Consider the following 13,862-nt stretch of genomic DNA (forward strand, 5'->3'; position numbering starts at 1 on the left):
ATGAAAAAATTTAAAAATATAATTCTAGTTATAGTTGTCTCTCTTTTTGCATTTTCATGTGAAGATGGTATAGATGATATTACTAAAGTAGATCCGGGAGCTGACGCTACAGCTCCAATAATAAAGGTAAATTATCCTTTAGAAGGAACCAAAATTCAAGTAAAAGAAATTGTTACCTCCATAAATATTCAATTTGAAGTGACTGATGATATTGAAATTGGAAAAATTGACGTTTTTATAGATAATGTTAAAATAGTTGAATTTTCAGAATTTAAAGATTATCGAAGAGCTATAAAGGAATATTTGCATACAAACTTAACTAATGGTGCACATGTTTTAAAAATTGTAGCTACAGATATTGAAGGGAAAGCCACTATAAAATTGATTAATTTTGAAAAAGTGTCTCCTTATACAACTTTGTTTAATGGTGAAGTGCTTTATATGTCTTTTGATGGCGATTATTTAGATTTAATCAGTTTTAAAACAGCTTCAAAAGTTGGAACACCTGGCTTTACAACTGCAAGTTTTGCTGGTTTAAATGCGTATAAAGGAGCAACAGATAGTTACCTTACATTTCCTACTACAGGGTTATTAAGCGCTGAATTTAGTGCAGGATTCTGGTATAAAGTAGATGCCTCTCCAGATAGATCTGGAATACTAACAATAGGAAAAGACGATAATAGAACTCAGGGTTTTAGATTATTTAGAGAAGGAAGTGGTGCTAAACAAAGAATTAAACTTAACGTTGGAACTGGAAATGGTGAAAGTTGGAATGATGGTGGAGAAATAGATGTTGCAGCTGGTCAATGGGTTTATGTTGCATTTACAATATCCCCTATAAACACGAAAATTTATTTCAATGGTATTTTAATGAACACTGCAGGAACGGGTGCTAGTGTTGATTGGTCTGGGTGTAATTCAATGAGTATAGGTTCTGGAGCTCCAACATTTAGTTATTGGGATCATAAATCTGATAAGAGTTCTATAGATGAGTTAAGAATTTTTAATAAAGCATTATCTCAATCTGAAATTCAAAATATAATAAATGTAACCAATCCTTATACACCTAAATATGCAGGAGAAACATTTTATATGCCATTTAATGGAACAAATACGGAATTAATTACAAATACCGAAGCTTCAAAAATTGGGTTACCAACCTTTGCTGGTTCAGGATTTAGTGGTGGAAATTCCTATAAAGGAGCAACGGATTCTTACTTAACGTATCCTATTAATGGATTATTTGGTAACGAATTTAGTGGTTCGTTTTGGTATAAAGTAAATGGAACTCCAGATCGCTCAGGAATTTTAGTTGTAGGAAATAATGTGCCTGAAAATCGAAATCAAGGTTTCAGATTGTTTAGAGAAGGAAGTCCAACTAATCAACGACTAAAACTAAATGTTGGAACTGGAAATGGCGAAAGCTGGAATGATGGTGGCGTTATAGATGTTACAGCTGGAGAATGGGTGCACGTTGTGTTCACTGTTTCACAAACCAAAAGCACTATTTATTTTAATGGTGTAGAAATGTTATCTTCTACGTTAAGTACAAAAGTTGATTGGACAGGTTGTAATAGTCTTTCTATTGGGTCTGGTGCGCCAACCTTCAGCTATTGGGATCATAAATCAGATCAAAGTAATTTAGACGAATTACGATTGTTTAACAAAGCATTATCGCTTACTGAAGTTCAAAAAATCTACAACGATAAATAATATTGATTAATTTTAAAGGGGTTGTCTGAAAAAAAAATCATTTACTTGAACTTGTTTATGAAGAAATGATTTAGGATCTTTTCAGACATCTCACTTTAATAAAAACATTACAGTAATTGGGGGTTATACTTTTCAAGGTGTAGCCATCTTTATACTATTTCTTTATATATGAACAATTTCAATTCTATTATAACAATTTGTTTAGTTACACTTTTTGTAAACACTAGTTGTGGACCACATAAAAACAAAAGCGCTCAAATTAGTGTAGTAACCGAAAGCGTTGACAATGCTCTTTTAACAAGAGTACAAAAAGAAACCTTCAATTATTTTTGGGAAGGAGCAGAACCAATATCAGGTATGGCTCGTGAGCGTATTCATATGGATAATATTTATCCACAAAACGATCAAGATATTGTTACCTCTGGCGGTACGGGATTTGGGTTAATGGCTATTTTGGTTGGTGTTGAACGCAATTTTATAACCAGAGAACAAGCTTTTCATCGATTTGTGAGAATCACTAATTTTCTTGAAAAAGCCGATCGTTTTCATGGAGCTTGGCCTCATTGGATAGATGGTAAAACAGGTAAAGTAAAAGCTTTTAGCAAAAAAGATGATGGCGGCGATTTGGTTGAAACTGCATTTTTAATTCAAGGATTGTTAACCGTTTCAGAATATTTTGAAAATGGAAATGAACAAGAAAAAGCGCTTATTGCCAAAATTGATAAATTATGGAAAGAAGTGGAATGGAGTTGGTATACTAAGGGAGGTGAAAAGGTGTTATATTGGCACTGGTCACCTAACTATGGCTGGGAAATGAATTTTCCTGTAGGCGGTTATAACGAATGCTTAATTATGTATGTTTTAGCAGCATCATCACCAACATATCCAATTTCTAAAGAGGTTTATGACAATGGATGGGCTAAAAGAGGAGCTATTAGATCTTCAGAAGTGTATTTTGAAGAAGAGGTTGTTCTTAATTATTTCGAACACGATGACGCACCTATTGGGCCTTTATTTTGGGCTCATTATTCCTACTTAGGCTTAAATCCAACAGGTTTAAAAGATCAATATGCCGATTATTGGAAGTTAACCCAAAACCATGCTAAAATTCATTACAATTATAGTATATCCAATCCTAAAAATTACAAAGGTTACGGGGAGAATGTTTGGGGATTAACCTCAAGTTATTCAATGAAAGGTTATTCGGGGCATAGACCAGGTGACGATTTAGGCGTAGTTTCACCAACAGCAGCATTATCATCGTTTCCTTATACCCCAATAGAAAGTATGAAAATGTTGAAATATTTGTATGATAATTCAGATAAGTTGATTGGAAAATACGGACCGTACGATGCTTTTAGTGAACATCATAATTGGTATTTACCTAGATATTTAGCAATAGATCAAGGACCTATTCCTGTGATGATTGAAAATTATAGATCAGGTTTATTATGGAACTTATTTATGAAAAATAATGATGTAAAAGTAGGCTTAAGTAAATTAGGATTCGAAAGTACAGTACTAAAAAATTAAAGGTCATGAAAAAGTATGCGGTTTTATGGATATTGGTAATGTTTGTGTTTTATTCTTGTAAAAAGGATGATTATACCTATACACCTATTGTTTTTCCAGTTGATAATGGCGCTATTATACCAACTATAGGCGATGAAGAATTATTAAATTTTACGCAACGCGAGACTTTTAAATATTTTTGGGATTTTGCCGAAACTAATTCAGGCGCAGCACGAGAGCGCTATCACCCAAATAACCCATCACAAGATGCACATGTAGTAGCAACCGGAGGAACTGGATTTGGTTTAATGAGTATAATTGTTGGTATTGAAAGAGGTTTTGTAACCAAAGAACAAGGTTATATGCGATTAAATAAAATAATAGATTTTTTGACAGCAGCTCAGCGTTTTCATGGTGCTTGGCCTCATTGGATTGACGGTAGAAATGGTAATGTCATTCCTTTTAGCGCACAAGATAATGGTGGCGACTTGGTTGAAACTGCATTTTTAGCTCAAGGCCTTATTTGTGTTAAAGAATATTTTAAAAACGGAAATGATAATGAAAAAGCATTGTCAAATAAAGCTGATGGATTATGGAAAGGGGTAGAATGGAATTGGTATACTCAAAACCAAAATGTGTTGTACTGGCATTGGTCACCTAACAATAACTTTAACATAAATATGCAGCTTAAAGGTTACAATGAAGTCTTGATTACCTATATTTTGGCAGCCGCTTCTCCTGATTTTGGAATTGCCAAAATTGTTTACACCAACGGATGGGCTTCCAACGGAAGTATCAAATCTACAAATATTAAATATGGCCACCCTCTTATAGTTAAACATAATGGCGCTATAGAATATGGGGGTCCTCTTTTTTGGGCTCATTATTCATACTTAGGTTTAAATCCAAACAATCTTGCAGATGAATTTGTTAATTATTGGGATGTAAATACAAATCATTCAAAAATAAATTACAAATATTGTGTTGAAAACCCTAAAGGTTTTAAAGACTATGGAGAAAATTGTTGGGGGCTTACAGCTAGTTATTCTAGAAACGCGAACGGAAGTATTGGCTATTCTGGGCATAAACCTGGAGAAGAAGATATTGGAGTTATCTCTCCAACAGCAGCGATTAGTTCAATGCCTTATACACCAACAGAATCATTGAAAGCGCTGCATTATTTTTATAAAAATAAAGATAAATTACTAGGACCAGCTGGGTTTTATGACGCCTTTAGTCCTCATCATAATTTTTGGGTTGCAGATGCTTATTTAGCCATAGACCAAGGGCCAATTATTATTATGATTGAGAATTATAGGTCTAAATTGATTTGGAATTTGTTTATGCAAAACACCGAGGTTAAAAAAGGGTTAACAAAACTTGGCTTCACCTATTAAAACTTCAAAATTAGAAGAATGAATAGCTTTAATAATTATTTAAAATCATTTTTTTTTGTAAGGTTAAAAATCGTAGTTTGTTTAATAATATTAGGTTTAAGTCCTAATTTAAACGCTCAAGATCAAGAAATTTTTCAAAAAAAAGTGTTTGTAAAAGGGAAAGACACGTTGCTTTATAGAATATTGTATCCTGTAAATTTTTCAAAAGAAAAAACGTATCCTGTGTTGTTATTTTTACACGGAGCAGGTGAAAGAGGGAATGATAATGCATCTCAATTAACACATGGAAGTGCTTTATTTACCAACCCCAATAATAGAATACTTTTTCCTGTAATTGTTCTATTTCCTCAATGTTCACTTGATAATTATTGGTCTAATGTTGAAATAGACCGATCAACAAAACCAATTTCATTTAAATTTCAGAGTGATGAAGCTCCAACTAAATCCTTAGGATTAGTTATTGAATTAATGGATTATCTATTGCAAAAACCTTTTGTTAATAGGCAACAAGTTTATGTTATGGGATTGTCTATGGGAGGAATGGGAACTTTCGAAATATTGGCAAAAAGACCTACTGTTTTTGCAGCAGCAATTCCAATTTGTGGTGGCGGAAATCCTTCAACTGCAACATTATATGCAAAAAATACAGCACTATGGGTATTTCATGGCTCAAAAGACGATGTTGTGAACCCACAGTTTTCAGTTGAAATGGTGAAAGGAATTTTAGATGCAGGAGGAAATCCAAATTTCACATTATTCGGAGATGCCAATCATAATAGTTGGGATCATGCTTTTGCCGAGCAGAATTTATTAGGATGGCTATTCTCAAAAAAAAGAAAAGAATAAAAATAAGAAGAATGAAAATTAGAAAAATAAATATAATTACAAGTAGTGTTTTTACGTTGCTGTTTTTTTATGGCTGCACAAGCACAAAAATAAATACGATAAAGCAGGTATCATCAATTGACCAGAAAGTTGATTCTATTGTAAAATTAATGACCTTAGGGGAAAAATTAGGACAACTAAATTTGCCTGGTGCAGGGGATATAACTACCGGTCAGGCCAAAAGTTCTGATATCGCTAAAAAAATTGAAGAAGGAAAAGTAGGTGGTTTATTCAGCATAAAAGGTGTACAAAAAATAAAGGAAGTTCAAAAATTGGCAGTTGAAAAAAGTAGGTTAAAAATACCATTGCTTTTTGGAATGGATGTTATTCATGGGTATGAAACAACGTTCCCTATACCCTTAGGATTATCCGCTTCTTGGGACATGGATTTGATTGAAAAAACTACTCGAATAGCAGCTCAAGAGGCAAGTGCCGATGGTATTAATTGGACCTTTTCTCCGATGGTAGATATTTCTAGAGATCCAAGGTGGGGAAGGGTTTCAGAAGGTGTTGGTGAAGATCCTTTTTTAGGCGGAGAGATTGCCAAAGCTATGATAAAAGGGTATCAAGGCGATGATTTAACCAAGAACAATACGATTATGGCTTGTGTTAAACATTTTGCTTTATATGGAGCTCCTGAAGCGGGGAGGGATTACAATACCGTTGATATGAGTAGGATTCGTATGTATAATGAGTATTTTCATCCCTATAAAGCAGCAGTAGAAGCGGGGGTTGGTTCTGTTATGACATCGTTCAATGAAATTGATGGTATTCCCGCAACGGGTAATAAATGGTTGCTAGACGAAGTGTTAAGAAAACAATGGGGATTTGATGGTTTTGTTGTTACGGACTATACAGGTATAAATGAAATGATTGAACATGGAATGGGAGATTTAAAAGAAAGTTCGGCCCTAGCTTTAAATGCAGGCACAGATATGGATATGATTGGAGAAGGGTATTTGAAAACTTTAGAATTAGCACTGAAAGAAGGTTTGGTTAATATCGAACAAATTGACAATGCTGTAAAAAGAATTTTAAAAGCCAAATACAAATTAGGATTATTTCAAGATCCATACAAATATTGTGATGAGAACAGGGCTGAAACTGAAATTTTTACAAATGAAAACAGAGCTTTTTCTAGAAAAGTAGCTGCTGAAACAATGGTTTTATTAAAAAATGAACGTCAAGTATTGCCTCTAAAAAAAGCTGGAACAATTGCGTTAATTGGTCCTTTAGCAAATACTAAAGAAAACATGCCTGGCACCTGGAGTGTTGCAACAAAACACAATTTGGCAGTCTCTTTTTTAGATGGTCTTAAAACTGTTGTTGGTGACAAAGCAATTATTTTGTATGCTAAAGGAAGTAATCTAGATTATGATGCTGAATTTGAGAGTAAAGCTACTATGTTTGGTAAAGAATTACATAGAGATAGTAGAACAGATAAGCAACTATTAGATGAGGCTATAGCTATTGCTTCTAGAGCAGATGTAATTATTGCTGCAATAGGAGAATCTTCTGAAATGAGTGGAGAATCTAGTAGCAGAACGAATCTAGAAATTCCACAAGCTCAAAAAGACTTGTTGAACGCATTGCTTAAAATAGGAAAACCTGTTGTGTTAACATTATTTACAGGGAGACCACTAGTTTTAAAGGAGGAAATGAAAACAGTTCCAGCTATTCTAAATGTTTGGTTTCCTGGAAGTGAAGGAGGCTTGCCAATAGCAGATGTGTTATTTGGAGATGTAAACCCATCTGGTAAATTAACGGCAACTTTTCCTCAAAATGTTGGCCAAATTCCAATTTTTTACAATCATAAAAATACAGGGAGACCTCTGGATAATACAGAAGGAAAGTTTGTTAAATTTTTATCTAATTATATAGATGAAAGAAACGAACCATTATTCCCATTCGGTTTTGGACTTAGTTATACAACTTTTGCGTACAGCAATTTAAAATTAAGTACAGATAAAATTACATTTAATGGAACTTTAGAAGTTTCGATTGAGGTTACCAATACTGGAAATTACGATGGAAAAGAAGTAGTACAATTATATATTAGAGACCTAGTTGGTTCTGTTACCAGACCAGTAAAAGAATTAAAAGGATTTAAGAAAATTGAACTAAAAAAAGGACAAACAGAAACTGTGAAATTCCTGTTAACTGTTGAAGATTTAAAATTCTACAATTACAACTTAGATTTTGTTGCAGAACCTGGTAATTTTGAAATTTTTGTTGGAACTAGTTCTGTCGAAAATTTAAAATCAAATTTCAAATTAATTAAATAAAAAAGAAACAACTCTTTTATAGAGGTATTACAACTATTATTATGAAGAAACTATTTTTTTTCTGTGCCGTGTTTTCATTTTTTGGTCTTATTGCACAGCAAAAAACGTATTGTAATCCTGTAAATATTGATTATGGATACACTCCTTTTAAAGTATTTTCACAAGAAGGAAAGCATAGAACAACTGCAGATCCTGTTATTGTAAACTTTAAAAACAATTATTTTTTGTTTGCCACCAATCAAGAAGGTTATTGGTGGAGCGACAATATGCTTGATTGGAATTTTGTGTATAGAAAATTTTTAATAGATGATAAGTATATTCACGATTTAAATGCACCAGGAGTATTTGCAATGAAAGATACGCTGTACGTTCATGGCTCAACCCACCAAAAAGATTTTCCTATTTGGAAAAGCGGAAACCCTACTAAAGATGAATGGTTTATAGCCGTAGACACCTTAAACGTAGGAGCTTGGGATCCAGCATTTTTCTACGACAAGGAAAAAGACAAACTGTTTTTATATTGGGGCTCTAGCAACGAATTTCCTTTATTAGGAACAGAACTAAATACTAAAACGTTACAATCGGACGGATTTGTTAAACCATTAATTTCGCTAAAACCTCAAGATCACGGTTGGGAACGATTTGGAGAATATAATGACAATACTTTTTTAAAACCATTTTTAGAAGGTGCCGAGATTACCAAATACAACAATAAATATTACCTACAATATGGCGCACCCGCTACAGAATTTAGCGGTTATGCAGATGGTGTTTACGTTAGTAAAAATCCTTTAGAAGGCTTTCAATATCAATCTCATAACCCGTTTTCATATAAGCCTGGAGGTTTTGCAAGAGGTGCAGGTCATGGTGCAACATACCAAGATCATTTTGGCAATTGGTGGCATACATCAACCATAATTTTAGGTGTTAAAAATAATTTTGAAAGAAGAATAGGTATTTGGCCAGCAGGTTTTGATAAAGACGATGTGATGTATAGCAACACCGCCTATGGAGATTATCCAACTTTTTTACCACATCAAAATGCAAACCATCTTAATGGGTTATTTACCGGTTGGATGTTGTTAAACTATAATAAACCTGTTCAGGTTTCATCAACTCTAGGAGGCTATAATCCAAATTATGCGGTTGATGAAGATATGAAAACGCATTGGTCTGCCAAAACAAGTAACAAAGGTGAGTGGTTTCAAACCGATTTAGGAGAAATTTCTACCATAAAAGCCATACAACTTAATTATGCCGATCAAGATGTTGAATTTATGGGTAAATCTTTAGGTAAGTTTCACCAATTCAAAATATATAGTTCAAATGATGGAAAGAGTTGGAAAATCTTAATTGATAAAAGTCAAAATAAAACAGATGTGCCACATGATTATATAGAGCTTGGAAACCCAATAAAAGCACGCTATCTAAAAATAGAAAATATTGCGATGCCAACAGGTAAATTTGCCATTAGCGGTTTTAGAGTTTTCGGTAATGGAATGTCTGAGAAACCATCTGTTGTAGAAAAATTTGTGGTTTTGCGTGCCGATCCTAATAGAGATGGGGAACGGAGAAGTGCTTGGTTAAAATGGCAACAGAATAAAGAAGCTGATGGCTACGTAATCTATTTTGGAAAAACACCGGATAAATTATATGGAAGCATTATGGTTTACAGTAAAAACGATTATTCTTTTACAGGAATGGATAGATTAGATACGTATTATTTTCAAATAGAGGCGTTTAATAACACAGGAATATCACCTCGTTCCAACATGGTAATTTCGCAATAAAAACAAAATAAAAGTTTAAATAATTATAAATGACAAGAATTATTAAGTTTTCAGTTCTAATGCTAAGCATCGTATTTATTTTTTCGAACTGTGAAAAAAATAATAAGAATAATCAAAGCGAAGTAGACGATGTAATGGACAATTTTATAGATAGTTTGTTGCAAGAAATGACCTTAGATGAAAAAATTGGTCAAACAGTTTTATTTTCTGCAGGGTGGGAAGTAACAGGTCCTACATTAGATTCTAATTATGTTGTTTATTTAAAAGAAGGTATGGTAGGTGCTATTTTTAATATCCATTCTGCAAAAGGATCAAAAGAATTTCAACGCATAGCAGTTGAGGAAACACGTTTAGGAATTCCATTATTATTTGGTTATGATGTAATACATGGCTATAAAACTATTTTTCCAATTTCATTGGGCGAATCTGCTTCTTGGGATTTGGAGATGATTGAACAATCCGCTCGAGTTGCAGCCGAGGAAGCTTCATCCGCAGGTTTACATTGGACTTTTGCGCCTATGATTGATGTAACAAGGGATCCTCGTTGGGGCAGGGTGTCCGAAGGTTCTGGAGAAGATGTATATTTAGGAAACCAAATTGCAATGGCTCGGGTTAAAGGTTTTCAAGGAGACGATTTATCTAATAACAATACCATATTAGCTTGCGCTAAACATTATGCAGCTTATGGTGCACCATTGGCGGGTAGAGATTATAATACGGTCGATATGTCGGAACGTGAATTGAGAACAACATATCTTCCTCCTTTTAAAGCGGCTATTGATGCTGGCGTATCCACTTTTATGACTTCATTCAACGATTTAAACGGAATTCCAGCATCTGGTAATAAGTTTCTATTAACTGATATTTTAAGAAATGAATGGAATTTTGAAGGTTTTGTGGTTACAGATTATACTTCCATAAACGAAATGATTCCTCACGGTTTTTCAAAAGATGAAAAGCATGCAGGAGAACAAGCCATAAATGCAGGAGTTGATATGGATATGCAAGGCGGAATTTTCTTAAGAAATTTAAAAACCTTGGTTGAAGAAGGAAAAGTATCAGAAAAAACAATAACCGAAGCTGCAAGAAAAATTTTGGTTATGAAATATAAATTAGGGCTGTTTGAAGATCCTTATAGATATGCTGATGAAGAAAGAGAAGCAGCGACACTTAATAAACCAGAATTCTTGGAAAAAGCGCGAGAAATGGCACGAAAATCAATGGTTCTATTAAAAAATGAAAATCAAACATTACCACTTTCAAAAAATACAAAAATTGCATTAATTGGCCCTTTGGTAAAAGATGAAAACCATATTATAGGCTCTTGGTCGGCTCAAGGCGATCGTAATGGAAAAGCAGTAAGTGTTTTTGAAGGTGTTACAGAAATTTTAGGTTCGAGCAAAAATATTCTTTACTCAAAAGGATGTGAAATTGAAGGAGAAGATAAAACTTATTTTAATGAGGCAATTCGTATAGCAAAACAATCGGATGTTGTTGTTATGGTAGTTGGAGAAAGCGAAGGCATGAGCGGCGAAGCTAGAAGTAGAACAAATTTGGATTTACCCGGTGTACAAAAAGAATTAATAGCTGAAATGAAAAAAACCGGAAAACCAATCGTTTTAGTTTTGATGAATGGCAGACCATTAACACTTGAATATGAAAATAAGACTGCTGATGCAATTTTAGAAACTTGGTGGCCAGGTACCATGGGCGGTTTGGCAATTGCTGATGTGCTATTTGGAGATTATAACCCTTCTGGAAAATTACCAATAACATTTCCTAGAAATGTAGGTCAAATACCAATTTTTTATAATGCAAAAAACACAGGTAGACCTTATGATCCTAAGACACCTGAAATTACATATAGATCAAGATATCTAGATGTTGCAAATACGCCTTTGTATCCTTTTGGATACGGATTGAGCTATACATCATTTGAATATTCGAATTTAACAATTAACAAAGCAGAATTTAGCTTAAATGAAACAATTAATATAAATGTAACTATAAAAAATACAGGTAAATACAAAGGAGAAGAAACCATACAGCTATATGTTCAAGATTTAGTCGGTAGTGTTACAAGACCGTTAAAAGAGCTTAAAAGGTTTAAAAAAATAACACTAACACCAAATCAATCTAAAAACATAACATTTACGTTAACAGCAGAAGATTTAGTATTTTACACCTATGATATGAGTTTTAAAGCTGAGACAGGTGAATTTAAAATATTTGTTGGCACAAATAGTCGCGATGTTTTAGAAAATAAATTTATTTTAAAATAAAGTTTTTTCAGAAGTTTCTTGTAAGAATTAAAAAAACCTTATTTAAAATTTACGATTCTTCTAAAATGAATTTTAAAATGCAAGTAAAGAATCAATAAATAAAAATTTTAAAAACTGGAATAACAAAAAATAATTAAATCACTTCAATTTTAACTAAAGTTATAAAAGAATTATCGTATTTTCATCGCTTTAAAAAATTACATAATATTAATTTTAAATATTTAACAATGAATACAACAAAACCAACGAATTACCCAGCACTTTATACCTTAATTGGTGTTTTCTTTTTTTGGGGATTTATTGCAGCCTCAAATGGCGTTTTTATTCCATTTGCAAAATCTTATTTTGATTTATCTCAATTTCAAAGTCAGTTAATCGACTCATCGTTTTATTTCGCCTATTACATAGGAGCCTTTTTATTATTTATATTATCTATTATAGGTAAAAAAGATTTATTAAATTCATGGGGATTGAAAAACGGTATTGTATATGGGTTATTGCTTTCAGTTGTAGGTGCTTTTATGATGTATCCTGCATTAGCATCTAATAGTTTTGGTTTTGTTTTAAGTGCATTGTTTTTAATTGCTTTAGGATTTTCATTACAACAAACAGCTGCACAACCTTTTGCTATTGCTTTGGGAGACGAAAGCACAGGTTCTCATCGATTAAATTTAGCTGGAGGTATTAACTCATTCGGGACTACTATTGGTCCAATTGTATTTGCTTTAGCATTATTCGGGACTACCAAATTAGATGAAAGTTTAATTAAAGGGTTAAATATGTCTACCGTTCAATGGTTGTATGTAATTGTTGGAGTAGCCTTTTTAGTTGCCGCAATTTTGTTTAAATTTTCTAAAAAATTACCTGAAGCGAAAGCTGATTCAACTATCGATAATGAATCTAAAGCTACCGGAATAATGAGTTTAATAACTGTTGTATTGATAGTTGTATTGGCAATGATTTTTTATCAATATACAGGAGATAATGTTGACCATTCAAGTAAAATGGGATTGTATTTGATATTAATTGGGATTGGAACGTTGGTATTTGGATTATTATATTCCAATGCTAAAGCGAAAAAAAATGCCGAAGGTTGGGGAGCTTTTAAATATCCACAATTAGTTTTAGGGATGTTAGCGATTTTCACCTATGTGGGAGTTGAAGTGACTATTCAAAGTAATTTGGGGGAGTATCTAAAACATATGGATTTTACAGCTTTTTTAGGAATAAATCCAGAAACTACTTATGCTGATTTTAGTAAAATGTTATCAGATAAAACGGTTGAAGGTTATTGGGCAGGATTAACACCAATGTTAATTTCGTTGTATTGGGGAAGTTTAATGATTGGACGTTGGGCGGGTGCTATTTCTGCTTTTAGTTTGTCTTCTTCTGCCAAAAAAGTTGCTTTAATTGTTGTTCCTTATGTTGCGTTTTTAGTGATTTTAGCTTCCAATTTTATTGCAGATTTTTCAGTTGATAACACATTAACTATACTTCCTTATGCTGTAGTAATTTTAATTCAAATCTTTGGTTTTTGGTTAGGACAAGATAAACCGGCTAAAACGTTAATGATTTTTGCAATTTTAGGAATGATTGCTATGTTTATTGGAATGTACACAACAGGAAGTATTTCAGTATTTGCATTTGTAAGTGGTGGATTATTTGCTTCGGTAATGTGGCCTGTAATATTCTCTTTAGCGTTACAAGGTCTTGGGAAGTTTACTTCTCAAGGTTCTGCATTTTTGATTATGATGATACTTGGTGGTGCTTTTATTCCACCTTTACAAGGTAAAATAGCCGATATGTTTAACATTACTATTTCTTATTGGGTACCATTGGTTGGTTTTGGTTATTTAACCTTATTCGCTATTATGGTAAAAGGAATTTTAAAAAAGCAAAATATTGATGTCGATACCCTTGCAGCTGCAGCGACTCATTAAAATGTAAGCATCCTTTTAGTGTTGTGAAATAATACTTAAAAAACACGTTAAGAAATTA

General features: G+C 33.0%; 8 protein-coding genes. All 8 read left to right on the top strand.

The window, feature by feature from the left end:
- The 8 genes from Q8S45_RS12225 to Q8S45_RS12260 all read left to right on the top strand — a co-directional run bounded on the left by Q8S45_RS12225 (window position 1) and on the right by Q8S45_RS12260 (window position 13,804).
- Window positions 1-1,713 carry a LamG domain-containing protein gene (locus tag Q8S45_RS12225; RefSeq protein WP_305605237.1) on the top strand — a complete coding sequence of 571 codons (1,713 nt, stop codon included), beginning with the start codon at window positions 1-3 and terminating at the stop codon, window positions 1,711-1,713.
- Between the two features lie 168 nt (window positions 1,714-1,881).
- Window positions 1,882-3,246 carry a glucoamylase family protein gene (locus Q8S45_RS12230; RefSeq protein ID WP_305605240.1) on the top strand — a complete coding sequence of 455 codons (1,365 nt, stop codon included), beginning with the start codon at window positions 1,882-1,884 and terminating at the stop codon, window positions 3,244-3,246.
- A gap of 5 nt (window positions 3,247-3,251) precedes the next feature.
- On the top strand, window positions 3,252-4,622 hold the full coding sequence (locus tag Q8S45_RS12235) for a glucoamylase family protein (RefSeq protein WP_305605243.1): 1,371 nt from the start codon (window positions 3,252-3,254) through the stop codon (window positions 4,620-4,622).
- A gap of 18 nt (window positions 4,623-4,640) precedes the next feature.
- Window positions 4,641-5,468, top strand: a complete 828-nt coding sequence (locus Q8S45_RS12240; RefSeq protein ID WP_305605245.1) for a prolyl oligopeptidase family serine peptidase — start codon at window positions 4,641-4,643, stop codon at window positions 5,466-5,468.
- An 11-nt stretch (window positions 5,469-5,479) separates the two neighbouring features.
- On the top strand, window positions 5,480-7,792 hold the full coding sequence (gene bglX, locus Q8S45_RS12245; RefSeq protein WP_305605248.1) for a beta-glucosidase BglX: 2,313 nt from the start codon (window positions 5,480-5,482) through the stop codon (window positions 7,790-7,792).
- 41 nt (window positions 7,793-7,833) lie between these two features.
- Entirely contained in the window at window positions 7,834-9,582 is a 1,749-nt protein-coding gene (locus Q8S45_RS12250) for a discoidin domain-containing protein (RefSeq protein WP_305605251.1), read from the top strand.
- Window positions 9,583-9,611: 29 nt separating this feature from the next.
- Window positions 9,612-11,864, top strand: coding sequence for a glycoside hydrolase family 3 N-terminal domain-containing protein (locus tag Q8S45_RS12255; RefSeq protein WP_305605254.1), 2,253 nt, complete (start codon window positions 9,612-9,614; stop codon window positions 11,862-11,864).
- 227 nt (window positions 11,865-12,091) lie between these two features.
- A complete protein-coding gene (locus Q8S45_RS12260; RefSeq protein WP_305605257.1) occupies window positions 12,092-13,804 on the top strand; it encodes an MFS transporter in 1,713 nt (570 codons plus the stop codon).
- Window positions 13,805-13,862 lie beyond the last annotated feature (58 nt).

The organism is Lutibacter sp. (assembly GCF_030692605.1).
Taxonomy (GTDB): domain Bacteria; phylum Bacteroidota; class Bacteroidia; order Flavobacteriales; family Flavobacteriaceae; genus Lutibacter.

Excerpts from the sequence above, each read along its gene's own strand:
- Q8S45_RS12225 (WP_305605237.1), top strand. The coding sequence starts at position 1 with ATGAAAAAATTTAAAAATATAATTCTAGTTATAGTTGTCTCTCTTTTT.
- Q8S45_RS12230 (WP_305605240.1), top strand. The coding sequence starts at position 1,882 with ATGAACAATTTCAATTCTATTATAACAATTTGTTTAGTTACACTTTTT.
- Q8S45_RS12235 (WP_305605243.1), top strand. The coding sequence starts at position 3,252 with ATGAAAAAGTATGCGGTTTTATGGATATTGGTAATGTTTGTGTTTTAT.
- Q8S45_RS12240 (WP_305605245.1), top strand. The coding sequence starts at position 4,641 with ATGAATAGCTTTAATAATTATTTAAAATCATTTTTTTTTGTAAGGTTA.
- bglX (WP_305605248.1), top strand. The coding sequence starts at position 5,480 with ATGAAAATTAGAAAAATAAATATAATTACAAGTAGTGTTTTTACGTTG.
- Q8S45_RS12250 (WP_305605251.1), top strand. The coding sequence starts at position 7,834 with ATGAAGAAACTATTTTTTTTCTGTGCCGTGTTTTCATTTTTTGGTCTT.
- Q8S45_RS12255 (WP_305605254.1), top strand. The coding sequence starts at position 9,612 with ATGACAAGAATTATTAAGTTTTCAGTTCTAATGCTAAGCATCGTATTT.
- Q8S45_RS12260 (WP_305605257.1), top strand. The coding sequence starts at position 12,092 with ATGAATACAACAAAACCAACGAATTACCCAGCACTTTATACCTTAATT.